This window comes from Microcystis aeruginosa NIES-843 (genome assembly GCF_000010625.1).
Taxonomy (GTDB): domain Bacteria; phylum Cyanobacteriota; class Cyanobacteriia; order Cyanobacteriales; family Microcystaceae; genus Microcystis; species Microcystis aeruginosa.
Map to the genome: position 1 here is coordinate 4,520,121 of NC_010296.1, position 24,536 is coordinate 4,544,656.

The window sequence follows — 24,536 nt, forward strand, 5'->3', positions numbered from 1 at the left end:
GCAATAGGCAAGGGGTAGGGTTGATTCATGAATCAACCCTACTAGGGGGTAGGGGGGATCAAAGGCAAAATCTATCTCTACAAGCTCAAGGGTTGCGGATCTAACTTCAAATCGGCAAGACTGACATCACCGTGACCATTTACCGCCACCTCTAGGGGCAAATTGCCGTGATAAGCTTGGATTAACAGGGTTTTTAAGTCCTCGATCAGGGGATAACGGGGATTGGCTCCGGTACACTGATCATCGAAAGCTTGTTCGGCTAAATGGTCTAATTTGGCCATAAATTCGGCTTCAGTTTCGGGAATTACCTCTTTGATACTGGCCGGAATACCGATTTCCCGTTTTAAACATTCGATCGCTAATACCAATCTTTCCACACTTTCGGTCTCGCTTTCTCCTCCCAATCCCAAGGAATGAGCGATCCTGGCATAGCGCCACTTCACGTTAGGATATTTGTACTGAGAGAAGGTAGCCTGTTTAAAGGGGGCATCGGTGGCATTATAGAGGATGACGTGGGAAATCATCAAGGCATTGGCCAGACCGTGGGGAATGTGGAAAATGGCCCCCAATTGGTGGGCCATGGAGTGACAGATGCCTAAAAAGCCATTAGCGAAGGCCATTCCGGCCATTGTCGCCGCATAATGGACTTTTTCCCGCGCTTTCGGGTCTTTAGCTCCGTTATGATAGGAACTGGGCAAGTATTTAAACAGCAGTCGGATGGCATCTTGAGCAAGAGCATTGGTGTACTCTGAGGCTAAAACCGAGACGTAGGCCTCAAGAGCGTGAGTTAAAGCGTCAATTCCGCCGTAGGCTGTTAATTTTTTCGGCATATTTAGCACTAATTCCGGATCGACAATTGCCATGCTGGGAGTTAGGGCATAATCTGCCAGAGGATACTTAATATTATTACGGCGATCGGTCACGACGGCGAAGGGAGTCACTTCTGATCCTGTTCCCGAAGTGGTGGGAATACAAACCATCAGAGCTTTTTCGCCTAAAGGGGGCAATTCATAGACTCGTTTGCGGATATCCATAAAACGCATGGCCAAGCTCTCGAATTCTATCTCTGGATGCTCGTAGAGTAGCCACATAATTTTAGCGGCATCCATGGGGGAACCGCCACCGATAGCGATAATTACATCGGGATTGAAGGTATTAATGACATTTAACCCCCGTTCGACGGTTTCTAGGGAAGGATCGGGTTCCACATCATAAAAGATATTAATCGTGATGCCGATTTCTTCTAAAACTTCCTCTAAAGGTGCGGTAACTCCTAGGTCAAAAAGAGGTTTATCGGTGACAATAAAGGCCCGTTTTTTGCCGGCTAATTCCCGAATAGCGACGGGTAATGCCCCGTATTTAAAATATACTTTTGGTGGTACTCGGAACCAAAGCATATTTTCCCGGCGCTCGGCCACGGTTTTAATATTTAATAGGTGGGTAGGTTCGACGTTTTCGCTGATGGAATTACCGCCCCAAGTGCCACAACCGAGGGTTAAACTAGGATCGAGACGGAAGTTATAGATATCACCAATTGCACCCTGGGAGGAAGGGGTATTAATTAATACCCGGGCTGTTTCTACGTTGTCTTCAAAGCGTTTAATATGTTCCCGATTTGAGGGTGCGGTATAAAGCACGGCCGTATGACCTCGACCGGCAAATAAGACCAGTTTTTCGGCTTTTTTCACCCCATCTTCAAAGTCTTTCGCTCGGTACATAGCTAAAATTGGCGAGAGTTTTTCGTAGGAAAATGGTTCCTCTAAGCCAATATTTTCTACTTCTCCGATTAGTAACCTGGTATCTTCTGGAACAGAAATTTCCGCTATGGCGGCTAATTTTTCCACTGGTTGCCCGACGATATCGGGGTTGATATGACCATCTTTTAGGAGAATCTCGGCGACTTTTTCCCTTTCTTCGGGGGAAAGAAGATAGGCCCCGCGATCAATAAATTCCTGTCGAACTTCTTCATAGATGCTATCGACAACGATTACCGATTGTTCGGAGGCGCAAATCATGCCGTTATCGAAGGTTTTACTGAGAATAATCGAGGAAACGGCCATTTTTATGTGAGCGGTTTCGTCAATTAAAGCGGGGGTATTGCCGGCACCGACTCCTAAGGAAGGTCTTCCCGAAGAATAGGCCGCTTTTACCATACCGGGACCGCCGGTAGCAAGGATTAAATTAATGCTGGGATGTTGCATTAATGCTTGGGAAAGTTCCACCGATGGCTGATCGATCCAACCAATAATACCGGCCGGCGCACCCGCTTTCACGGCCGCTTCCAAGACAATTTTGGCCGCCGCGATGGTGCAGTCTTTCGCTCGCGGATGGGGGGAAAAAATGATGCCGTTGCGGGTTTTCAGGGCAATTAGGGCTTTAAAAATGGCTGTGGCGGTGGGATTTGTGGTGGGTACGATCCCCGCTAAAATGCCCACGGGTTCGGCGATTTTTTGCAGACCAAAGGATTTATCTTCTTCGATAATGCCGCAGGTTTTGCTGTGTTTATACTTGTTGTAGATGATTTCTGAGGCAAAATGGTTTTTAATCACTTTATCCTCTATTACCCCCATCCCTGTCTCTTGTACGGCCATTTTAGCCAGGGGAATGCGAGCGTTGTTAGCTGCTAATGCCGCTTTTTTGAAGATAAGATCTACTTGTTCTTGGCTATAGTTGGCAAATTGTTGTTGAGCTTTTTTTACTTGTTGAATGAGTTCTTCTAGCTCTTGTCTATTGGTAACTGTCATAACAATTTTGTCGAAAAAATTAGGCATTTTATTCTACTCTAGCGTTTTTCGGCAGGGGATTCGCTTAATCTTGGGATTTTCTTTATAGTTTCCTAAGCATTGGTATTATAGGATACTAATCCTAAATCCATTGAGCATAGGTTACATATCAGGACAGGCACTCATGCAAGAGGCACTCATGCAAAGGGGAGAATAAATAATCAGTTTTTAATAACTGGATTTAGTATAAATTAGGATTGACCAGTACCTAGAAAAAGTTTGAGGACAGAGACTCAATGATCAAGTTACCAGAAATTCAAGCTGGTGTTCGAGAAGCTGGTTCTATTCCGCACTCCTTGAGTGAAAAGTTTAAAGTTGATCACAGCTTGGCAACGGATTCAGGGTGAGATTCAACATCAAACTAGGATATCTCTAAACTCTAGAAAATCAATATCTTCAGAGCCACCGAATCAAAGAGAATTAAATCAGTCAATTTTGATGATACTTTGAATGATTAATCTAAACCCAGTTTCTTGGCGAAATTTTTCCATCCTCTCTGTTTGTGAAGTCTGAAAGGTAGGCTTTTTGTTATTGGCAATGTAGGCTTTTCTAGATGAATAATCCTCTATACCATGATTTTCAATAAATACCCGAATTGTGTTTCTTAGTTGCTTTTATCCGTCTCCTACCCACCCCGAATTTTTCCCCTTTCGTTCTTTTAATTCTACAAAAATCAAACAATTGGCATAGGTCAGCATTCCATCACAGCGTTTATCCATACCACTACCATCGACTTTTCTAATTTCAATACATTTATCAATAGCGGTAAATGTCACTTCAATTTCTTGAGAGTTTTCCACAATAGCAATCCAATCCCTGGGATTTTCTGTATCTAAATAAGCGGGAGTTTCTGGGGGAGGTGGCCGATCACAAATTCCAAATTTATGCCGATGGGTTTGACTCTGACATTTTTTATCAAAGAAATTGATCTTCATAACTGTTCTTCGATTTCCAGTAAATCATCAAAAAGCTGATTTGTCTCTCCTAGGGAAAGATTGAGATAATTTTCATCAGAAGGTAAACCCTTATATGTAGCAAGTTCTCGGATTTCTCCTTGCTCTGTTAATTCATATACAATAGCATCTTCTGCCCCTATACAAGAGGCTTTCGGGACAATTTGGTTGAGCTTTTCTTGGAGATAATCGGCGTTAGAAATCGCTGATGATAGGATTTTTTTGATAACTTTATCTGCTTTGATAGCTAGGGTTAGATCGTTGATAATATAAGGACTATGAGTAGTTAAAATGAGTTTATTTCCTTGAGTTAAATTGACAAATTCAAATAATTTATATAAAATCTTTTTCTGAGATTGGGGAAATAGATTCTGCTCGATTTCTTCCACAATATTTACAAAACACTCATTGCGGTATTTAGAAGATAACACTTCTAGTGCTGCCTTTTTTAGGTCATCGGAAAGATTATCATTAGAGATAATTTTCTCGATTTCCATTTTTAATCTTTTTTGCTCCTCTCCACTGAGTTCATTGCCGGAAGTTTCTTGAGTTCGATTAATCGATAAAGCAATATTTCGAGAAACGAGAAATAAAGGAACAAAAGACTGAAAACCACTGGAAGCTTCTGATAGATTTAGTTTATAATCACTACCCACAATCTTGGCCAGTCTATTGAGTTTATCAAATTTCAATTTAACCTCACCTACTGGCAAAGTCAAACTGCCAGATAATTCCTGTTGTGAGCGATCCAATTCTTCCCAGAAAGTATATAATGATTCTGGCAGTCCTTTGAGTTTTTCTGGCCATCTTACTGCACTCAAAAAGTTTCGCTCTGCTGGTACATACATAATTTTTGGTACTCGATACTTTGAATTATCAGTACGCTCGATCGATAATTTAGCATTTTCAAAACTAATTCGATAAACATCTCCATTGTATTCAATTTGGGTTTCGGGTAAAAAGTAATTGGTTAAATTTTGGTATTGACAAAAAGATTTAACAAAACGATTATATTTAGTCACATATTTTTCCTCTAAATCTCCACGATATAGAGCTTTTTCCAACCAGCTTAATGTTGATATTAATTTAGCAATGCTACTTTTTCCAGTTCCTTGATTACCGATAAAAATCGTTACTTTCCGAACGTCGATAAAACCATCATTTTCTAGTAAACCCGCCTTAATTGGACCGAAGTTTTTAACTTTAATTTGGCTCATTGTTACCCCCTTGATTGACGATGATAAATTTTGGCCAGTAATTTGTCCTGAAAAAAAGCTCGTGTTGAACACGAGCTAAATTAACTAACTTCAAGGACTAATTAGCCACCGACCTTAACTACCGGTTTAAAACTGGGAACCACCAGTTCACTATCCTGTTTAGTCAGCTTATTGTATAAGCGTTCCGTATTGGGGAAATTAGCGGCTGGTAGAGTCGGGAAACGACGATAGGGAACCGTATCTTCACCAAATAATTGTAGGTATTCCATGCTATTAACCATGGCACCGATAAAGGCCTTTAATCCCTTAGTTGCCAGAATTTGGTTATATTTCTGGATTTCTTTTTGATTCAAGGGAGCGCGACCTAAGAAGTGCTTGGTTCCCAATTCAATTACTTTCGTATTCGGATAGGGAGCATAGAATTCTTTCAGGTAAAGATCCGAACAACCTAAACCCTCAATAAACTCTTTCACCGTGATCTCAGCATTGCTTAATTTACTCTCTAAAGCGGTAAATTCGGCATTGATGATATAGGGTTCGAGATCCCGTTCAAAAATCTGACGATAGGCGGCGCGAACAGTATTTTGTACGGCAACTTTATCGAGATTAGTTAACAGTTTAAAGATCTTAGTTTGTTCCCGTTGAACCGTGACACCTTGACCGACACGAGATTGAATATCGGGTTCAGTGCGAATTGAGACCGAAGGTGTACCCAATTCAATAAAGCGCGGGGTTTCCTCTTTATCAACTCTTTGGCCGATATCTTCGCGGAGATTGCCCAAACGCACCATCCGTAACTGCATCCCTTGGGGAGTTAGATAGCGCTCGTAGGGAACCGTATCTTCACCAAAAGCTTCCGTATATTCAGGACTGTCGATAAGGGCATCGATTAAAGCATAGAAGCCTTTTTTCGAGCAAAGATCGAAGTATTGATTCATTTCCTGACGACCGTAGGTGGGACGACCGAGCAGACGACGGTGAATATATTCGATCGCTTTCACCACATAGAGAGGAGTCCAGTAGATTTTCCGGAAAGCCTCGGATTTAGCTAGGGTTTTGATAAACTCGCGCAGAGTAATATCGCCATTTTCTAACTTAATCTCGGCCACGGATAAACGCTGACCTTCGTAGGGCATTCGACCGAAAACCTGACGATAAGCCGCTAAAATCACTCTTTGGGTGGAACTTTCGCCAAATTTAACGCTTACCCCATTACTAGAACCGGGTAACTCGTTATTGAGACGGAAAACTTTCGGTCCCAAAGTACCGGGGAATTCACCTCGGGCGCTGGGGTTACTATTTTGGTTATTAGTGGCAGGTCCGCGGTGGATGAGGATACGTTTGGTATCTTTACCGAAGGGAGCGGGACTAGAACTAGGTTCGCGGGTTTCTTTCGGGAAAATTGCCCCAAATTGGATTTCTAGGGGATCATTTCCGGAACCGTAAACGTGCTGATCCGGTAAGGGGCGATCGTATTTAGCAAAGGTGGTGATAAATTGGGGAACTTTGCGGAAAGGTGCGCTGTAGTTAAACAGGTCGATCTGCATCCCCCAGTTACGACATTCCTGCGCTTCTGCACCCAAACCCCGGAGATAGGGAACGGTTTCTTCGCCGAAATAGTCGGAATACTCCTGAGAATCGACTAAAGCATCGATTAACGCCGCTAAACCGCCGCTAGAGACGATCGAGAAGTATTTCTGCACTTCTTCCCGGGAGGAAGGACCGCGACCGAGGAAATGACGGAAAGCCAATTCTAGGGCGCGACTATTGATAAAAGGTTCAAAGAACTGTTTACGGTAGAGAGGCGATTTACCGAGACGACGGACGAATTCTTTCATCGAGATGTCGCCGTTTTTCACCTTCGATTCTAGGTCAGAAATGGACTGACTGTAGGCGCGAGTGATGTCCCGTTCAAAAATTTGTCTGTAGGCGGCCTTGATAATCGAAGATTTTTCCGACTCCGATAAACCGGTTTTCATGACAAACTTTTGCCGTTTTTCGGCGGCGTTGTAGTAGCTTTGGGGAAGACTTAAACCCTGTTGGTCACTACTGGGACGCTGACGCAGTTTATTAGAGGGGGTGGGGGCTTTTAATTCCCCCAGTAGGATATTGAAATAGTCACTGATTAAAGTGGCCGCATCCTTGTCTCTCTGGAAATACTCGATCGAAGCGGCCCGCATTTCTTGCAGGGCCACGATGGTGGCATCAATGGAACAGGCATTTTCGAGAACTTCCCTTAAACCGCGGGTATTAACGATCAGGATACTGGTATCACCAGCGACGATCGCATAGGTAACGTAACGCAGGAACCAGGATAAATCCCGGAGGGACTTCTGCATATTGCTCGGACCGTAACGAGAGACGTTAATCGGTCGGAATCCGGGGGGAATTGGGCCGCTAGAGGCGAAAATCCCTTTTAAGCCACCGAGAAGGCCACTGCCGCCACCGGACCCGCTTTCCGCGTAGGTAACGGTTCCTAATTTCATCCCTTCCTGGACGTTGATAACTTTACCCGCACCCACCATAGCCATTTCTTCCACGGGGGGTTTTTCTAGGTAAGCCATGGGGGAACCGCCGGTAAAAATCCGGTTAGCTGCCCGTGACACGATCAGATCGGAGTTCCGGGTGAGCGTTTGGGCAATATCTAAGCGCTTGCTCCCCGATTGGAAGTAGGCGATCAGTTCATTGAGTTCGGGTTTATCGAGAAAGCGGTCTTGTTGTTCTGCTTGGGTAATGGCAGATACTGGGACGGTTTGATAGAGTTGGGGACGCGCTAAGGAGCTGCCACCGCTTGCCTTAAGACTCATTGGATTTTAACTATCTCCCTTGACGATGTGCTGAGTTCTCCAATCGTGGAGGCGATCGGTCTTAAAACCAGATGTTTAAAAATTTAATCAGCATCTAGATTAAAACTTTTTGCGCTTCCTGAGATAGTTTATTAAGAATTATATAGATTTTTTTCGCTAAACTTACCGATCGGTCTATTCCGACACCCCACCTGTATGGGAGGCTAACCAGTCTAAATAGGTCTGAGAACCCGCCACAATCGGTAAAGCGATGATTTCTGGGACGGCATAGGTATGAAGTTCCTGTATCTTCGCCGATAACTGCTCAAACTGCTTTAAATCGCTTTTAATCGCTAATTGCCATTCGCGCTCGTTTTCAATCTGTCCCTGCCAACGATAAATGGAACGAATCGGGTAAATACTGACACAAGCTGCCAAGCGCTCGTTAAGTAAGGCGATCGCTAAGTTTTCCGCTTCCGTTTCGCTGGTTGTTGTCACCAGCACCACTCCAAAACCGGTTAATCTTTCAGTCATACTAAATCCGTTGAGTATAGGCTACATATCAGGACAGGCAACAGGCAACAGGCAACAGGGGGAATAAATAATCAGTTTTTAATAACCAGATTTAGTATAATAGTGATGATAACTAGAAAAATGGCTAATTAATCGACAAATAAAAACAATCAGCTGATCAGTGATCACTGATCACTGAATTTAGGTGATCACTTTTTCTAAAGCGACCAGATCGGGAATAAAGAGGGATTCCTGCTGTCTTTGAATCAGTCCTTTTTTGTGCAATTTGGTCAAGGATCGGGTCACGGTTTCCCGGGCCAGGCCACTAATACTACTCAATTCCCGGTGAGGTAAATTGGGAATTACTGTACCCTGGCAGCTTTTTTCTCCTTGACCTTCGGCTAAAAAGAGTAAAGTATCGGCGACTCTGGAGAGACTATCGGCCTCCCGTAAACGTAAACGCCGGTTAAGTTGACGCAAACGCTTGGCCATTAACTGAGAAAGACGAATTCCCGCTAAAGGTTCCGATTGGAGCAGATTAACAAAATCTTGAGCGGGAATACTGCTAATTGTGGCCGTGGTTAAGGTGATAGCATCAGTGGAGCGGGGAGATTCTTCTAAAGCGGCCATTTCTCCGACTATTTCCCCTTTACCGAGGATATTTAAGGTGACTTCTTTGCCATCCATATTGTAAGTACGAATTTTCACCCAACCATCCAGAATAAAGTAAACCGAACCCCCCCAATCATTTTCTAATAAAATCGCCCGATTAGCAGGATGAGTGCGGGTGACAGCATGAGAAGTAACTTGATCGAGGGTTTCAGGGGCCAAACCGACCAATAAAGTGGCTGTATCTAATAATTTTTGAATCTCTGCTAATTTTTCCGCAGGATATCGTTTTTCTTCCATGGTTTAATATTTAAATTTTGTTGGTTTTAGGCAGGTGATTCTACAATGGAAAGTTGTGGGTATTTTTAATTATCCAGTGACCGATAAACAGGATTTTTCCTCCCTACTGACCGAGATCGATCGGATTCTTGCCAAGGTGATTTCCTCTCTAGTTAACCCGCAAGAAGTTACTTCCGAGACAATTATCGCCACTCGTCAACAATTAGAATCGGCCAGAGCGCTGCTTTCTCCCTTATTGTTGCCCGCTCCAACCCCTGAAGTTGCCCGTTGGTCCCTGGGAATGGAGGTGCAACCAGAGGGGGTAAAAGTTGTCTTTTTTCGGGAAAGCCGGGGACTGATCGATTTTTATCCTCTTTCTTGGAGTCTGGCAACGGGAACAAGCGATCTCTTACCCTGCTCTCAGGTGGAAGAATATCTAATTAGTTGGCTATCTAATCGGGATTTTAGCACCGATTCTTGGCTCTGGGAAGCCCTAGATCGATTAGAAGCTATTATTATCACCGATGACGGGGAAACCCCCACGGATGACCTGAAAAAAGCCCTTCTCACAGCGCAACTAATACCCCCTGATCGCCTATCTAGTCTAGAAACAGCGATCGCTACTGCTCTGGCCCATATTCCCACTAGCGATCAACCCCAACCCCAAACCCTACTGGTGATCGAAGGTAAACGAGAGACCACCACTTTAGCAATAGTGGAAGTCCCACCGCAAACTCGCTCTTTATGCCGTCAAGCGATCGCTCTGAGCCATTTTAACTACGGGGAAAACACCTATGAACAGGCCATACTCTCTCACTTAATTTATCCTCTCTGGCGTTCTTTTTTGCCTCTTTCCCGCTCCGATCTCACCGATACTAATCCCTTAAAAAAATCTTTACTGGCAGCCGCTAGATTAACCAAATTAATCCTCCAAGAAGAAAGCGAATTTACCTCCTCTCTAGCCGGTCATACTTGGACGGTCAGTCGCACCGATTTAAATAAGAAGGTGATTATACCATATATAGATAATTTAAGACAAAAAGTTAATGATTTGTTAGAAAAACAGCAAAAAAGTCTTGAAGATATCGATCGAATAATTTTTAGCGGTAATTTTTTCTTAACCATTTGGCCTTATTTTCTAACAGAAATACAGCAAGAATTTGCCGGTTGCAATCTAGAGGCCCCCAGTCAGGAAACCTTCTCACCAGCAATCTTGGGTTTGGGTCGTCTCTGTTTATTTTCGGCTCTTAGAGGTGAGAAGGTCAATAATGCTTAAAAACATCAACCTCAGTAGTAAAACGTAGGGTGCGTTAGACGGCCAAAATTGCTGCTTTGACTTGAAGGTAACAATCCGTCGTAACGCACCACCTATCATCAACTAAGTAGCCGGTTACAATTAAAGATAAAATACAAAGAACCAGAACCCTGTCCCACTATCTCACAATTAATTGAGATTACTTACTTAACTGGTGCGTGGGGCGCGGATTGCTAATTTTTTTTTTTTATTCAAGGTTATTGCCGCAAACACGCCCCCGACATTATTGCTAAATGTTAATTTTTATTAGAGGATGCAACATTTGTGAGTTTAGAGAGAGTTAAAAATAACTTTTGTCGGGATGCTTTTGTTAATGATGGTAATATTCAGGTAGCAACTTTTAGTAACTTAAATCGCGCTCAAGAGTGACAAAAGCACCTAATTAAATACTTTAATCAAGTTAAAATTACCCAAGGTGTCATCGATGCCTTACCCAGTCCTGAACCTGTCTATTCACCTGTTCCTCAACAGATAGTTAACTCGGTGGATTTAATCGAGCGCTGGTTAAAGGCAAAAAGAGATATTTGGCTCTTCGGGACTTGGTATGGTTCGATAGGGGGGCATAAATCGACTCAATCCTTATCTGGCAAGAGATTTAATTGATTAGTTCGCTCCAGATCGCCAACAATTGACAAAAATTGCGGCAATGTCTGTCTCTATAAAGGTTTCATTCCTTATAACCCCGTCCATTGCATAAGACAAACCGAAGAACCAGATATTTATGGTTCCTCCTATCAAACCTATTTAGGAGAAGAATTACTTACAGGTAAAGCTTATAATGACAAAATAAAGCGCTCTGATGGTCAAGAAAGTTCTTCCGAATGGTTAGCTAATAATGGTGCTTATTATATCTATGGAGTTCAGAGAATAGATTCAGTTAATAATTTTACAGCCTCTGGCGATCAAGCTACAGTGGATGTGGTGGTTACTGAAGAAAGAACCCTCTATAACAGTCAGGGTAAAATTGATCAAAAGAATAGTGGTTTAAGTACCTTATTGGTTCGCTATAATCTTGAAAATGACGAGGGAACATGGAAAATAGCCAACTCTAGAACTCTTAAAAATTTAGTTCGTAGATAAGTTTAATTAATTCCAAAAGGGCGAGAATAAAAATCAAAAATAGTTCAGATAAAAACCCATAGATACAATCATTGCTGTTAAATTTTCATCTTTAGACAGTATTTATAAAGCAACCCTGAAGATAAAGACAACCGAATCGATTCTATTCAGAATCATCATTATAAATATCTTGGAGAGTTTTATTTTCGTAGCGTTCCTGATCTTGATTTTTGCCGCGACGGGAAGGACGACGATATTTTTTATTGGCTAATTTGGGTTCGTAGGTTTCTTGACCTGCTTCTTTAATTTTTAACTTTAAACTTGACTCTTTTGTGCTAGTTTTCTGTAATGACTGTTCTCGTGCGATCGCTTCTTCTAAAAACTCTAAATAATGTTGGTAACGTTCCCAATCTCCCCTCACCACACAGTTAGGTTCCCGACGGTGAGTACAATCATTAAATTGACAATTTCCCAAAGCTAAACGCGCTCTCACTTCCGGAAAATAAAAAGTTAATTCTTCCGGTAAACAATTAATATCCGGTTGGTTAAAACCCGGACTATCGGCCAATAAACCCCGATTTGGTAAAGCAAATAACTGCACATGACGGGTAGTGTGACGACCTTTTTGCAGTTTTCCCGACACATCCCCCACCCGTTGATTAATCTCAGGAATTAGACAATTAATTAAACTCGATTTTCCCACCCCCGATGGACCGGCCAAGAGAGTGATTTTATGGTTTAATTGTGCCAATAAAGCCTCAAATCCCCGATTTTTCTCCACACTGACAAAAAAGGGCCGGTATCCCCAACCAGCTAGGCGATCGCCCCAGACCTCTATTTGTTCCGGTTCCCCCAGATCGATTTTATTGACACAGACGGCAATTTCTAAACCTGTGGACTCGGCTTTCACCAAAAAACGACTGATCAGCCAAGGATCGAGGACGGGTTCAGCAAGGGCAAAAACTAGCAAAATCTGCTCGATATTGGCAACGGCCGGCCGATCGATCTCGGTACTGCGGGGGAGGACTTCTGCGATCGCACCCTGCTGATCGCCAAAATTGGCTTCCTCCACGCGCACCCGATCACCAACCATCACCGACTGACCGATTTTTTGCAAGCGAGCGCGACGGGTACAGAGAAGATTCTCGCCCATAACGGCAGAATCCAAGCGTACCTGATAGAAATTCGCCTGTACAGCCACCACTGTGCCGTATAAATCGGTTAATTGTGCATCTACCATTTAGGAATCGGGGCGATAGACTTTGAGAACAAAAAAGCTATCTCGGTCCTCGATCGATTCTATCTGATAACCCTCCACTGTCAGGCTAGTGGGAACCTGTTCGATCGGTTCCCCGGCATCTAACCAGACTTCCAACCGTTCCCCGGCGGTCATTTTCTCTAATTGCAATTTTGTTCGGACAAAATTAATTGGGCAGGGAGTGCCGCGCAGGTCTAAAGTCATAGTTATTTAGGGTTTGCTGAAAAAGTTTCTCCTGGGGGCAGGGTGTGGGGTGTGGGGTGTGGGGTGTGGGGTGTGGGGAGAATAAATAAAATAATCTCCTATCTCCTGACTCCTGACTCCTGAATACTGCCGACCGCCGACCGCCCCCTGCCTCCGTTATCCGACAAGATTTTTAGATTTATTCAGCCTGCCCTATTTATGGAAGATATTACCTAAAAATCCCTCGATGCCGCCTTTCCCCACGGTTTCCCCGCGAACTTTTGCTAATTTTTCCAGCAATTCCCGTTCTTCTCCCGTGACACGGGTAGGAATCGAGATTTTAACGGTAATGCGATGATCACCGCGGCTGACGGGATTGCCTAATTTGGGAACCCCTTTATTTTCTAAAATCAGTACGGTGTTCGGTTGAGTACCGGCAGGGATAGTCAGGTCTTCTTGGCCATCTACCGTATTAACTTTGATGGTACATCCTAAAATCGCTTGGATATAGCTAATGGTGATATCCGATTTAATATCATTACCTTCCCGTTGAAATTCTGCATCTGTTTCCACGGTTAGATAAACGAATAAATCCCCCGGCGGCCCGCCTTTAAGTCCGGCGTCTCCTTCCCGGGCAACGCGCAATTTCATGCCGTTGTCAACCCCCGCGGGGATGGTAATTTTCAGTTTTTTGGTTTCCTGTCTGCGTCCGGAACCGCCGCAAACGTCGCATTTTTCCTCGATCACTTCGCCAGCACCGTCACAGGTGGGACAGACCGAAACTTGAGCAAAAGTACCGAAGGGAGTACGGGTGGCGCGACGCACCTGACCAGTACCACTGCAAGTAGTACAAGTGCGGGAACTGGTTCCTGGTCTGGCCCCACTGCCTTTACAGGTTTGACAGGTTTCCAGATGACGGATACGGATTTCCTTTTCGCCGCCAAAGACAGCCTCGCGGAATTTTAGTCTAAAATCGAGACGTAAATCCTCGCCCCGGGTAGGGCCTGTGCGTCGGCGGGCGGTTGCTTGGCCGCCCATGCCCCCGAAACCACTAAAGATTGTCTCAAAGATATCGGCGAAACCGCCCATATTGTCAGGATCAAAACCGGCAGCGCCCCCAGAAACCCCAGCTTCACCAAAGCGGTCATAACGATTGCGGGTTTCTGGTTCCGAGAGAATTTCGTAGGCGCGGTTAATTTCTTTGAAGTGTTCCTCGGCTCCTGGTTCTTTGTTAACATCGGGATGGTATTTTCGGGCGAGACGACGATAGGCGCGTTTGATGTCTTCTTTGCCGGCATCTCGCGAGACACCTAGAATTTCGTAGTAATCAGTGGGCATAGGGGACTATGGTTCTGCTGGCAATTTATAAATAAAGTTTAAGTCTAGTTGTTACTTTAACAAACTATACATAATAGTTTAGTTGGGTTATCCCTACTATTTTTTTGGTAAGGAAGTGGGGTGATAGGGAAGTGGGGTGATAGGGAAGTGGGGGAGTGGGAAGTGGGGAAGTGGGGTGTGGGGTGTGGGGTGTGGGGTGTGGGGAGAAGGGGAGAAAAAAGCTGATAACTGATAACTGATTACTGATTACTGATCACTTTTTAATCTACGGCCTCGTAGTCACTGGCACTCATTTCTTCGCCATCGTAGGGGTGATCGTCACTGCCCGATTCGCCGGATTTAGTTTCCAGATTACTATAGGTTCTGGTTCTAGTGTGGGAGAGGGTTGGCCTCTTGGCGAAGGTATTGGAGGAAGTGGCTTGGGTGCGGGTGGGTCGGGTCAGTTTTTCGGTGACATCGATCGGTTCAAAACCAGTACCGTTAAGGGGTTGGTTTTGCTCTTGTCTACCCGTGTAGATGCGGGTACCGATTTCGAGGACAATCTGACGAAATTCTGCCAAGGTGGTTTTTAGCTTTTCTGGGGATAGGGAGGGGTCGCGCAGAGCGATTTCCAACTGTTGCCGCTTCTGGTCGGCCAGTTGCCGGATATCGGGGGCGACTAACTGACTGTTTTCCCTGAGGGTGACTTCGTAGCTATAGAAAAGACTATCGGATTGGTGGCGAATATCGATCATTTGCAGACGAAGGCGATCGGATTCGGCGTATTTTTCGGCTTCTAGGCGCATTTTTTCAATTTCGTTCGGTTTCAGCCCTCCAGTATGGCTAATTAAAATGCTTTGTTCTTTGCCGGTGCCTTGGTCGCTGGCGGCCACTTTCAAGATGCCGTTGACATCGATCTCAAAGGCCACTTCAATTTGTGGCACCCCCCTAGGAGCGGGAGGAATTCCTGTCAGGAGAAATTTACCCAGGGTTTTATTATCCTGGGCCATGGCCCTTTCTCCTTGGAGAACATGAATTTCCACCGAAGTTTGACCATCGGCAGCGGTGGAGAAAACCTGAGATTTACTGGTAGGGATAGTGGTATTGCGATCGATAATTTTGGTAAAGACTTCGCCGAGGGTTTCAATGCCGAGGGAAAGGGGGGTGACATCGAGTAGGAGGATATCTTCTACTTCTCCACCTAAAACTCCGGCTTGAATCGCTGCCCCCAAAGCAACGGCCTCATCGGGGTTAACAGAGCGATCAATCTGGCCGGTAGAAAAGAAACGGGAGATTAATTCTTGTACGGCGGGGATTCTGGTGGAACCACCAACGAGAATAACACGATTGATATCGCTAGGCTGCAGTCCGCTATCTTTGAGGGACTGTTGTACGGGTCCGAGGGTTTTTTCCACTAATTCTCTGGTTAATTCCTCGAATTTAGCGCGAGTTAGTTCCAATTCTAGGTGTTTAGGGCCAGTTTCGTCGGCGGCGATGAAGGGGAGATTGATCGAGGTGGTAATCATGCTAGAAAGCTCGATTTTGGCTTTTTCGGCGGCTTCTCGCAGTCTTTGGACCGCCATGCGATCGCTAGACAGATCGATGTTTTCTTGACTTTGAAAGTTCTCCACCAGCCACCGCACTAAGAGGTTATCAAAATCGTCCCCCCCAAGATGGTTATTGCCAGCCGTGGCTTTCACTTCAAAGACCCCCTTCCCCAGTCGCAGGATGGAAACGTCGAAGGTTCCTCCCCCTAGGTCAAAAACGAGGATATGTTGATCTTCGTTTTGTTTATCTAAACCGTAGGCCAGGGCGGCGGCGGTGGGTTCGTTAATAATTCTTAATACTTCTAGTCCTGCGATCATCCCCGCGTCTTTAGTGGCTTGACGTTGGGCATCGGTAAAATAGGCGGGAACTGTAATCACGGCCTCGTTAATTTGTTCTCCCAGATAGGCCTCGGCATCGGCCTTTAATTTTTGTAGGATCATGGCCGAGATTTCTTGGGGGGTAAATTCCCGACCACGAATTTTGATATTGACGGTATCATCGCGACCGCGTTGGCAATGATAGGCAACTCGTCCCCTTTCTGCCTCCGTGTCTTGCCAACGCCTACCGATAAAGCGTTTGATGCTATAGACGGTATTTTCGGCATTAGTTACCGCCTGACGTTTGGCCAGTTGTCCCACTAGGCGCTGGGCCTTGCCGAATCCCACGATACTAGGAGTTGTTCTTCCCCCTTCCGAGTTGGGAACTATAATCGGCTGACCTCCCTCGAGTACGGCAATGCAACTGTTGGTTGTCCCTAAGTCGATGCCGATGACTTTTCCCATGACGCTCTAATAATAACGATAGTTAATAGGATACAATCGCTGACAAAAATTATCCCCAAATTAGAAAAGGGCTTTTTACCTCGCCTAATCTTGCCTCGGATGAAAGCTGGTAGTTTCCCTCCGAGGCTAACAAAACTTGTCGGTAAAGTCCGCAAGCCCGCCCGGATCGGTGTAGTGGACCATATATCAAGAGTAACCCAAAACCAGTAATTTTGCTCATGCTTCTAGCCCCTATTCCGCACTTTGCTTTGTAGTATAAAAAAATTACCCTTTTGGGAATTTGGCGATCGCTGGTAAGATCAAATCCGTTTTTAATACTATGATTAATACTAAATCTGGTTATTAAAAACTGATTATCTATTGCTCCTTTTGCCTATTGCCTATTGCCTTTTGCCTGTCCTCATAAGTAGCTTATACTCAACGGATTTAGTATAACTCCCAAGTTATGGATTGTTTCCCCCCGCTCCGGTGTTTCCCACTTTCCTATACCTTTTAAACAGGATTTAGTGCAAGCCATACTCAGATAAATTTAGGATAAGATAAGCAATAAACCGATCCCAGAGGACTTAATCATGATTAGAGCCTATGCTGCCCGAGAAAAAGGGGGAAAACTAGAGCCTTTTGACTACGATCCGGGTATATTAGCGGATGAAGATGTAGAAATCGCGGTGGAATATTGCGGCATTTGCCACAGTGACCTAAGTATGCTCGATAACGATTGGGGACTGACCACCTATCCCTTTGTCCCCGGTCATGAGGTGGTCGGTACAATCGCCGCTCTTGGTGCTAAAGTCAAAGAATTAAAATTAGGGCAAAGAGTCGGTCTGGGTTGGTTTTCCCGTTCCTGTTCCACCTGTGAAACTTGTATGTCGGGGGATCAAAACCTTTGTGCTACTGCCGAAGGAACTATCGTCGGTCGCCATGGCGGTTTTGCCGACAGAGTCCGCGCTCATCATAGTTGGTTAGTTCCCCTGGGGAACCAGTTAGATGCTGCTAAAGCTGGCCCGCTTTTTTGTGGTGGTATTACCGTCTTTAATCCCATTGTCCAATTTAATATTAAACCCACGGCCCGAGTTGGTGTCATTGGTATTGGTGGATTGGGCCATATAGCCTTAAAATTCCTCAAAGCTTGGGGCTGCGAAGTAACCGCTTTTTCCAGTAGTCCCGACAAAGAAACAGAAGCAAAAGAACTAGGCGCGACTCATTTTATCAATTCCAGAGACCCCGAAGCTTTGCAATCGGTACAAAATTACTTTGATTTCATTATCTCTACCGTTAACGTTAATCTCGATTGGGGTCTTTATATCGCCTGTTTACGTCCCAAGGGTCGTCTGCACATTGTTGGGGCTGTTCTTGAACCCATGGCTACCTATGCTTTTCCCTTGATTATGGGTCAAAAATCGATTTCTGGCAGTCCTTTGGGTAGTCCCAGTACCATCAATAAAATGATCGAATTTGCCTCCCGCCATGGCATTGAACCGGTGACAGAAATCTATCCTATCTCCCAGGTGAATGAAGCTATGGAAAAATTGAGAACTGGACAACCTAAATATCGCCTCGTCTTACAAATAAAATAAAACCATCTCTATCCTGGACGTAACCCCGATGACTCAACCCCTCACTCCTCCAGTTATCGATTGGGAAGAACCACCCATTCCCCCTGAAGACTTGATTTTTGATGATGGAGAACCTTTGGAAACGCACCGTCACCGCAAGGCCATGAATGTGTTAATCGATTCTATCGAACAAGCCTATCAGGATCGAGAGGACTTTTTTGTTGGCGGTAATATGTTTATTTACTTTAGCCGTGAGCGGGTTTTTAATAAAGATTTTCGTGGCCCGGATTTTTTCGTTGTCCTCGATATCGATGGTAGTTATAAACGACAAGGATGGGTGGTTTGGAACGAAAACGGACGTTATCCCGATGTGATCGTAGAATTAATGTCAGAAAGCACCGCAAAAATCGATTTAATTACCAAAAAAAAACTCTATGAGCGGACTTTTCGCTGTTCCCAATACTTCGTTTATAATCCCTTTGATGCCACTTCCCTGCAAGGTTGGGCTTTAGACCAAAATCAATGCTATCAAGAAATTATTCCCGATCACCGCGGTTGGTTATGGTGTCAACGTTTGGGATTATGGTTAGGAGTCTGGATGGGCAGCATCCAACGAGAAGAAGCCCCTTGGCTGCGTTTTTATGACCTAGACGGCAATTTAATCCTCCTACCTGCGGAATTAGCCGAAATAGAACGTCAGAACGCTGAAATTGAACGTCAACGCGCCCAGGCAGCCTCTCAACAGGCCGAAAGCGAACGTCAACGGGCGGAACGTTTAGCGGCGCAATTACGGCAATTAGGCATAAATCCCGATGAAACCCCGTAATCGGCCCAAGACTGACCCCTATCTCTAAAAACCGAAAACCCACACCTCCCGATCTCGGTTTGTGTGGGCTGATTGTTCACTTAATTCTAAGATTGAAAGCTGATACTTTAGCGAAATCTAAGAGCCTAACTCAGAGTAGCACCAGAGCGATCATAGGTTTGTGAAGAAAAGTCGGACGAGAAGCGACGTTGAACGGTTTCCCCGTAGCCATTGTCATTGTCAATACCGATTTCAGAAGCACTTCTCCCTAACATCGATTGTTGACGATTTTTAACGGCGTGGTGGTGACGCATCATTAAGGCACGAGCTTGTTGTTCTGTGGACATAATCATTTCCTCCGATCTGCAAATAGTGTTTCGAACTTTTTTAATCACCTACTAAATATATATAACATACAATTCTGTATCTATTTTTACAAAATGCCCTAATCCCAGAAAAATTAACAAAACTTTACAATAGGAGACAGAAGGCAGAAGGCAGAAGGCAGAAGGCAGAAGGCAGAAGGCAGAAGGCAGCTTTATTCTCCCCACACCCCACACCCCACACCCCACACCCCACACCCCACACCCCACACCCCACACCCCCACACCCCAAGACATCAATCGCCCTCAGACCTTAATCGAACTAGGTTCATCGACGGCGGCGATAATGCGATGACAACCGGAAAAGGGTTGCGCCCATTGATACTGGTGTTCTAAAGGATTACCCCAACAGAGGCCGAGATATAATTCCGTGCGCGCCACATCTAATTCCGCCCATTCGGACTGGGCGACTAATTCGGCTAGATAATCGGCAGAAATGGGACGACGGGAGTTAAGCGCCCACCAAAAATTCATATTAGGGGTGATGCTGTTCCAAAACTCTAAAACCGAGGCTTTGGCAGCCATGAGAATTTCCTTGTCACCCGCCACGGCAACTAATTGATTATGAATTTCGGGATAACGGAGAGTGCGATCGCCCCATTGACAAACACGCCAGATAATGCCCGAAACCTGATATTGTTGTTGATAATCGTGAACTTGACGGCGAAAATCCTGATAGGCGAAGACTTTGCCCGCCTTTTCTAGATTGATCGCCTTGGCAATCACCGGATTATCAATGCGCTCCGCCGGGGAGAGTAACAGACGTTCCCCTTTGCAAGTGGCGTGCATTTCTCGCTCGAGGATTTCAATTAACTGCTGTGTCGAGTAAGCCATACTACCGCTCTTACCTGAGAGAGGATTTCTTTTTATGATAAAATAATTTAGTAATTAGGGTTGGCTGAATAAATCTAAAAACCTTGTTGGATAAGACTTTTAGACTTTTTTGTCCTCAAAAAGTGCCAGCTGAGAGTGATCGGGGCGAAAATTCTGGGACTTTTTCCCTGAAAATTAGGTAATTGACCGTCTGAAAATGGGTAAAACCCTACACCCCACACCCCACACCCGGCCCCCACGAAAAACTTTTTGCCGCAAACCCTAATTAAGCGACTAAGCTAAGACGCATCTTAACCGCCTATCCTTAGATTAGCTGAATTTCCCCCAATCCCTTTACTATTGCCTCTTGCCTCTTGCCCCGTCTCAACAAGCAATTTAAATGCTTGACAGCTTACTAACTGTTTGGCTCTTCGGGACTTGTTATGGTTCGATAGGGGGGCATAAATCGACTCAATCCTTATCTGGCAAGAGATTTAATTGATTAGTTCGCTCCAGATCGCAAACAATTGACAAAAATTGCGGCAATGTCTGTCTCTATAAAGGTTTCATTCTTTATAACCCCGTCCATTGCATAAGACAAACCGAAGAACCAACTGTTTTAAGGTTAGCAATTAACTTGGATAAAGCGATGTCAGGCTTGTAATCGATAATCAGGTGAACGTAATCCGAAAAAAAGTGATCTAGACCTGTTAATAGGCAATTTATCCCTCGAATGAGCTACAATTATCGGTCCAACGTGGTTAATAGCGAGCAGATGCGTCGCATTGAAGGGGCAATTTTTGCCTCTGGTATGCCTGTGGCCGCTTTGATGGAAAAGGCAGCCCTGTTAACGGCACAACAGCTTAAAAAGTCCTATTCTTTGGCTAATTTCCCAAAAATCGGCGTTATCGTCGGCCCTGGTCACAATGGCGGTGATGCTCTCGTGATTGCTAGAGAATTACATCTCGCCGGTTATCAAGTATCTCTTTTTTGTCCGATCGCCAAACTCAAGGATTTAACAGCACAACAGGCTAATTATGTCAAGCATTTAGGCTTAATTTTTCAGAAAACTTTAGAATCTTTAGAGGATTGTCAGTTAATTATCGATGGTCTTTTCGGTTTTGGTTTAGAAAGGACTTTATCGGCAGATATTGCCGAATTAGTCGATAAAATTAATAGTTGGCAAAAACCGGTAATTAGTATCGATATTGCTTCGGGAATTCACACCGACACCGGAGAGGTTTTAGGCACGGCAATTAAAGCCACTCATACCTTTTGTTTGGGACTCTGGAAGCGAGCTTTTTTCCAAGATTTGGCCTTACCCTATCTGGGTAAAGTGGAGTTAATTGACATAGGAATTAGTCCCCTTGACCTAGAAACAATTCTACAAGATTCACCGCCAATTCTGAGGGTTAATCCCGATCTAATTCGCCCTTATTTACCTTTACCCCGTCCTCTCCTTACCCATAAATATCAGCAGGGACATTTATTAATTATCTGTGGTTCTCGTCGTTATGCGGGGGGGGCAATTCTCGCCGGATTAGGAGCGCGAGGTAGTGGTGTAGGAATGCTTTCTATTGCTGTTCCTGCTGCCCTTAAATCTTTATTAATTAGTCATTTACCAGAAGCATTAATTATCGATTGTCCCGAAACTGCCACGGGAGCTATTGCCGAACTTCCCCTAGAATTAAATAATTATCATGTCCTCGCCTGTGGTCCTGGATTAACCACAGAAAATCCTGCTATTATCGAACAGGTTTTAGACAGTGATAAACCGATTATACTCGATGCCGATGCTTTAAATATTTTGGCTCAATTGGGTATAGAAAAATTATCATCTCGCCAAAATAAGACAATTTTAACGCCTCATTGGGGAGAATTTAAACGCTTATTTCCTAACTTATCAGGTTCTCAAGATAGGATTAATATCACTCAAGAAGCATCTCAACAAAGTGGTGCAATTGTCTTATTAAAAGGAGCCAGAACTATAATCGCCTCCCCGGGCGGTAAAATGTATTTAATCCCCGAAAGTAGCTCCGCTCTAGCGCGAGGTGGTAGTGGTGATGTTTTAACGGGACTAATCGGCGGATTCTTAACCCAAATGCCGGATAATGCCCCGGAAGCAACCGCATTAGCGGCTTATTTACACGCTCAAGCTGGCATTTTAGCGGCCAAAGAAAGGACGGAATTAGGAGTAGATGGAGTAACTTTAGCTAATTATTTATTTGCTGCCCTTAAAGATTCGATCCCCCCTGCCCCCCTTGATAAGGGGGGTGCCGATAGGCGGGGGGATCAGAATTGATAATTTTTACTGTATCTAAATAGCTGGTTATAATTAAATTAAAAATGGATTTTAGATTCGATCCCCCCTGCCCCCCTTGATAAGCTATCCATTAGTCGGATCTTTCTTAACAAAAAGAGAAGAAACTTAAAAAAAGGGGAAACGATTGATAGGTATAGTTTTGAAAGAAGGAATTAAGGTGGAGGTAAGCAAAAAAATGGAGAAATGGGCAGCCCAAGAATTACAGTATGCAGACCTAGGGGACACCAGAAGAAAGAAAAGGTTAATCAGTATCGTGGAAAACTTGGCCAGTCAACCTAGTACAAGTGTGCCACAAGCTTCAGGAAATCTAGCCGCAGCGAGTGCCACCTACGACTTTTGGAATTCCCCCTATTTTCACCCCTCAGATATAATTGCCGCCCAGGCCAAAAGTACAGTAGAAAGAATCAAAGAACATCCAATAGTTTTGGCAGTGCAAGACACAACAAGTTTAGACTTTACGACGCAAAAAGCCAAAAAAGGCATGGGTTATCTAGATTATAAAAAATCCTTTGGTCTCAAAGTTCATACCACCTTAGGAGTGTCCCCAGTCGGAATACCTTTAGGACTGATTAATCAATATGTCTGGGCAAGAGAAGAAAAGAATTTAGGGATTGCCAAGCAACGCAAAAAAAGAGAAACCCAAGAAAAAGAAAGTCAAAGATGGTTAGATTCTTTGTCAGAAACACAACAACAGATACCCGAAGATATTCAAGTAGTAACAATCGGAGATTGTGAGGCAGACATATTTGATTTATTTGCCCAATCAAGAAGTCCTAACTCTCATTTATTAATTCGAGGAACTCATAACCGAAAAGTTAACTATCTCGAAGACAAGCAAAGGTCAGGGCATTCAGAGCCTAAATATTTACATCAATCCATCAGAGAAATAAAAGCCTGTGGGACCTTAGATGTGCAAGTAAAACGCAATCCTAATCACGAGGCTAGACTAGCTAAACTAACAGTTAGATTTGCCAGTTTTGAAATACAAGTACCTAGCCATCACTCCAAGGCGACCCCTCGTCAACCGGTCAAATTACAGGTAATTTTAGCTGAAGAAGAAAATCCGCATAGCGGAGTTAATCCTATCAGTTGGCTGCTCTTAACTAGCCTAGACATTAGTAGCTTTGAATCAGCGATAACCTGTGTGCGCTGGTATAGTTATCGCTGGTTAATAGAACGCTATCATTTTGTTTTAAAAAGTGGTTGTGGATTAGAAAAACTGCAATTAGAAACGGGTAGGAGAATTGAGATGGCCTTAGCTACCTATTCAATTGTAGCTTGGAGATTACTTTGGTTAACCTATCAAGCACGCTTACACGGAGAGGAGAGTTGTGAAAGTTTTTTGGAAGAACATGAATGGCAATCTTTGTGTGCCACTATTCATAAAAAGAGTCCGCCACCTGAAAAGCCGCCCTCCTTTCGAGAAGCGGTCAGAATGATTGCTTCTCTTGGGGGGTTTTTAGGTAGAAAAGGTGACGGTGAACCTGGTGTTAAAACTATTTGGTTGGGACTGCGAAGGTTACATGATATCAGCCAGACTTGGAAACTATCTCATCAAATTAGTCCCCCTATAGAACCCCCTTGAGCCATCTGGCACACTTTTCTCTTTTTGTCAAATTTTATGTTAAGAAAGATGTGACTAATGGATAGCTTGATAAGGGGGGTGCCGATAGGCGGGGGGATCAGAATTGATAATTTTTACTGTATCTAAATAGCTGGTTATAATTAAATTAAAAATGGATTTTAGGTTCGATCCCCCCTGCCCCCCTTGATAAGGGGGGTGCCGATAGGCGGGGGGATCAGAATTGATAATTATTACTGTATCTAAATAGCTGGTTATAATTAAATTAAAAATGGATTTTAGGTTCGATCCCCCCTGCCCCCCTTGATAAGGGGGGTGCCGATAGGCGGGGGGATCAGAATTGATAATTTTTACTGTATCTAAATAGCTGGTTATAATTAAATTAAAAATGGATTTTAGATTCGATCCCCCCTGCCCCCCTTGATAAGGGGGGTGCCGATAGGCGGGGGGATCAGAATTGATAATTTTTACT

Annotated in this window: 19 protein-coding genes and 1 pseudogene; 6 read left to right on the top strand and 14 right to left on the bottom strand. The window is 44.2% G+C overall.

The annotated features are described in order from the left end of the window. Positions 1-77: 77 nt before the first annotated feature. The 6 genes and pseudogenes from adhE to MAE_RS21425 form a co-directional block, all read right to left on the bottom strand. The gene (adhE, locus tag MAE_RS21400) at positions 78-2,744 is read right to left on the bottom strand and encodes a bifunctional acetaldehyde-CoA/alcohol dehydrogenase (RefSeq protein WP_012267401.1); all 2,667 of its coding nucleotides are present in this window, start codon (positions 2,742-2,744) and stop codon (positions 78-80) included. A gap of 464 nt (positions 2,745-3,208) precedes the next feature. Then, a pseudogene (locus MAE_RS36195) lies at positions 3,209-3,718 on the bottom strand (hypothetical protein). Beyond that, a complete protein-coding gene (locus MAE_RS21410; protein WP_012267403.1) occupies positions 3,715-4,953 on the bottom strand; it encodes an AAA family ATPase in 1,239 nt (412 codons plus the stop codon). Before MAE_RS21410 ends, MAE_RS36195 begins: the two are co-directional and overlap by 4 nt. A gap of 101 nt (positions 4,954-5,054) precedes the next feature. Next, positions 5,055-7,760, bottom strand: a complete 2,706-nt coding sequence (locus MAE_RS21415; RefSeq protein WP_012267404.1) for a phycobilisome rod-core linker polypeptide — start codon at positions 7,758-7,760, stop codon at positions 5,055-5,057. Between the two features lie 174 nt (positions 7,761-7,934). Next, positions 7,935-8,273: a divalent-cation tolerance protein CutA gene (gene cutA / locus MAE_RS21420; RefSeq protein ID WP_012267405.1), complete on the bottom strand. Its 339-nt coding sequence runs from the start codon at positions 8,271-8,273 to the stop codon at positions 7,935-7,937. A gap of 180 nt (positions 8,274-8,453) precedes the next feature. Continuing rightward, positions 8,454-9,161, bottom strand: a complete 708-nt coding sequence (locus tag MAE_RS21425) for a Crp/Fnr family transcriptional regulator (protein WP_012267406.1) — start codon at positions 9,159-9,161, stop codon at positions 8,454-8,456. 55 nt (positions 9,162-9,216) lie between these two features. Between MAE_RS21425 and MAE_RS21430 the strand changes: the two genes are divergently transcribed. Beyond that, a complete protein-coding gene (locus MAE_RS21430) occupies positions 9,217-10,416 on the top strand; it encodes a hypothetical protein (protein WP_041804263.1) in 1,200 nt (399 codons plus the stop codon). Positions 10,417-11,172: 756 nt separating this feature from the next. Next, on the top strand, positions 11,173-11,535 hold the full coding sequence (locus MAE_RS30665) for an ARC6/PARC6 family protein (RefSeq protein WP_231859808.1): 363 nt from the start codon (positions 11,173-11,175) through the stop codon (positions 11,533-11,535). A gap of 142 nt (positions 11,536-11,677) precedes the next feature. Here the strand turns inward: MAE_RS30665 and rsgA are convergent, their stop codons facing one another. The 4 genes from rsgA to dnaK form a co-directional block, all read right to left on the bottom strand. Further along, positions 11,678-12,754: a small ribosomal subunit biogenesis GTPase RsgA gene (rsgA, locus tag MAE_RS21435; RefSeq protein WP_012267409.1), complete on the bottom strand. Its 1,077-nt coding sequence runs from the start codon at positions 12,752-12,754 to the stop codon at positions 11,678-11,680. Further along, positions 12,755-12,976, bottom strand: coding sequence for a sulfurtransferase TusA family protein (locus MAE_RS21440; protein ID WP_002738399.1), 222 nt, complete (start codon positions 12,974-12,976; stop codon positions 12,755-12,757). A 192-nt stretch (positions 12,977-13,168) separates the two neighbouring features. After that, entirely contained in the window at positions 13,169-14,293 is a 1,125-nt protein-coding gene (dnaJ, locus tag MAE_RS21445) for a molecular chaperone DnaJ (RefSeq protein WP_002795599.1), read from the bottom strand. 260 nt (positions 14,294-14,553) lie between these two features. Further along, positions 14,554-16,602, bottom strand: a complete 2,049-nt coding sequence (gene dnaK, locus MAE_RS21450) for a molecular chaperone DnaK (RefSeq protein ID WP_012267410.1) — start codon at positions 16,600-16,602, stop codon at positions 14,554-14,556. A gap of 572 nt (positions 16,603-17,174) precedes the next feature. Between dnaK and ahr the strand changes: the two genes are divergently transcribed. After that, positions 17,175-18,179, top strand: coding sequence for an NADPH-dependent aldehyde reductase Ahr (gene ahr / locus MAE_RS21455; protein WP_012267412.1), 1,005 nt, complete (start codon positions 17,175-17,177; stop codon positions 18,177-18,179). 28 nt (positions 18,180-18,207) lie between these two features. Next, on the top strand, positions 18,208-18,984 hold the full coding sequence (locus MAE_RS21460) for a Uma2 family endonuclease (protein WP_012267413.1): 777 nt from the start codon (positions 18,208-18,210) through the stop codon (positions 18,982-18,984). 125 nt (positions 18,985-19,109) lie between these two features. Here the strand turns inward: MAE_RS21460 and MAE_RS21465 are convergent, their stop codons facing one another. From MAE_RS21465 to MAE_RS36200, 4 genes are all read right to left on the bottom strand, one after another. After that, positions 19,110-19,310, bottom strand: coding sequence for a hypothetical protein (locus MAE_RS21465; protein WP_041804266.1), 201 nt, complete (start codon positions 19,308-19,310; stop codon positions 19,110-19,112). Positions 19,311-19,361: 51 nt separating this feature from the next. Further along, positions 19,362-19,583, bottom strand: coding sequence for a hypothetical protein (locus tag MAE_RS33555; protein WP_012267415.1), 222 nt, complete (start codon positions 19,581-19,583; stop codon positions 19,362-19,364). 9 nt (positions 19,584-19,592) lie between these two features. Continuing rightward, on the bottom strand, positions 19,593-20,180 hold the full coding sequence (locus tag MAE_RS21470; RefSeq protein ID WP_012267416.1) for a hypothetical protein: 588 nt from the start codon (positions 20,178-20,180) through the stop codon (positions 19,593-19,595). Positions 20,181-20,732: 552 nt separating this feature from the next. Beyond that, entirely contained in the window at positions 20,733-20,894 is a 162-nt protein-coding gene (locus MAE_RS36200) for a transposase (protein ID WP_331448763.1), read from the bottom strand. Between MAE_RS36200 and MAE_RS21475 the strand changes: the two genes are divergently transcribed. Together MAE_RS21475 and MAE_RS21480 are read left to right on the top strand one after the other, a co-directional pair. Further along, positions 20,893-22,461: a bifunctional ADP-dependent NAD(P)H-hydrate dehydratase/NAD(P)H-hydrate epimerase gene (locus MAE_RS21475; RefSeq protein ID WP_012267418.1), complete on the top strand. Its 1,569-nt coding sequence runs from the start codon at positions 20,893-20,895 to the stop codon at positions 22,459-22,461. The genes MAE_RS36200 and MAE_RS21475 overlap by 2 nt on opposite strands. Positions 22,462-22,657: 196 nt before the next feature. Beyond that, positions 22,658-24,067, top strand: coding sequence for an IS4 family transposase (locus MAE_RS21480; protein ID WP_012263965.1), 1,410 nt, complete (start codon positions 22,658-22,660; stop codon positions 24,065-24,067). Positions 24,068-24,536 lie beyond the last annotated feature (469 nt).

Excerpts from the sequence above, each read along its gene's own strand:
- adhE (WP_012267401.1), bottom strand. The coding sequence starts at position 2,744 with ATGACAGTTACCAATAGACAAGAGCTAGAAGAACTCATTCAACAAGTA.
- MAE_RS21410 (WP_012267403.1), bottom strand. The coding sequence starts at position 4,953 with ATGAGCCAAATTAAAGTTAAAAACTTCGGTCCAATTAAGGCGGGTTTA.
- MAE_RS21415 (WP_012267404.1), bottom strand. The coding sequence starts at position 7,760 with ATGAGTCTTAAGGCAAGCGGTGGCAGCTCCTTAGCGCGTCCCCAACTC.
- cutA (WP_012267405.1), bottom strand. The coding sequence starts at position 8,273 with ATGACTGAAAGATTAACCGGTTTTGGAGTGGTGCTGGTGACAACAACC.
- MAE_RS21425 (WP_012267406.1), bottom strand. The coding sequence starts at position 9,161 with ATGGAAGAAAAACGATATCCTGCGGAAAAATTAGCAGAGATTCAAAAA.
- rsgA (WP_012267409.1), bottom strand. The coding sequence starts at position 12,754 with ATGGTAGATGCACAATTAACCGATTTATACGGCACAGTGGTGGCTGTA.
- MAE_RS21440 (WP_002738399.1), bottom strand. The coding sequence starts at position 12,976 with ATGACTTTAGACCTGCGCGGCACTCCCTGCCCAATTAATTTTGTCCGA.
- dnaJ (WP_002795599.1), bottom strand. The coding sequence starts at position 14,293 with ATGCCCACTGATTACTACGAAATTCTAGGTGTCTCGCGAGATGCCGGC.
- dnaK (WP_012267410.1), bottom strand. The coding sequence starts at position 16,602 with ATGGGAAAAGTCATCGGCATCGACTTAGGGACAACCAACAGTTGCATT.
- ahr (WP_012267412.1), top strand. The coding sequence starts at position 17,175 with ATGATTAGAGCCTATGCTGCCCGAGAAAAAGGGGGAAAACTAGAGCCT.
- MAE_RS21460 (WP_012267413.1), top strand. The coding sequence starts at position 18,208 with ATGACTCAACCCCTCACTCCTCCAGTTATCGATTGGGAAGAACCACCC.
- MAE_RS21465 (WP_041804266.1), bottom strand. The coding sequence starts at position 19,310 with ATGTCCACAGAACAACAAGCTCGTGCCTTAATGATGCGTCACCACCAC.
- MAE_RS33555 (WP_012267415.1), bottom strand. The coding sequence starts at position 19,583 with ATGTCTTGGGGTGTGGGGGTGTGGGGTGTGGGGTGTGGGGTGTGGGGT.
- MAE_RS21470 (WP_012267416.1), bottom strand. The coding sequence starts at position 20,180 with ATGGCTTACTCGACACAGCAGTTAATTGAAATCCTCGAGCGAGAAATG.
- MAE_RS21475 (WP_012267418.1), top strand. The coding sequence starts at position 20,893 with ATGAGCTACAATTATCGGTCCAACGTGGTTAATAGCGAGCAGATGCGT.
- MAE_RS21480 (WP_012263965.1), top strand. The coding sequence starts at position 22,658 with ATGGAGAAATGGGCAGCCCAAGAATTACAGTATGCAGACCTAGGGGAC.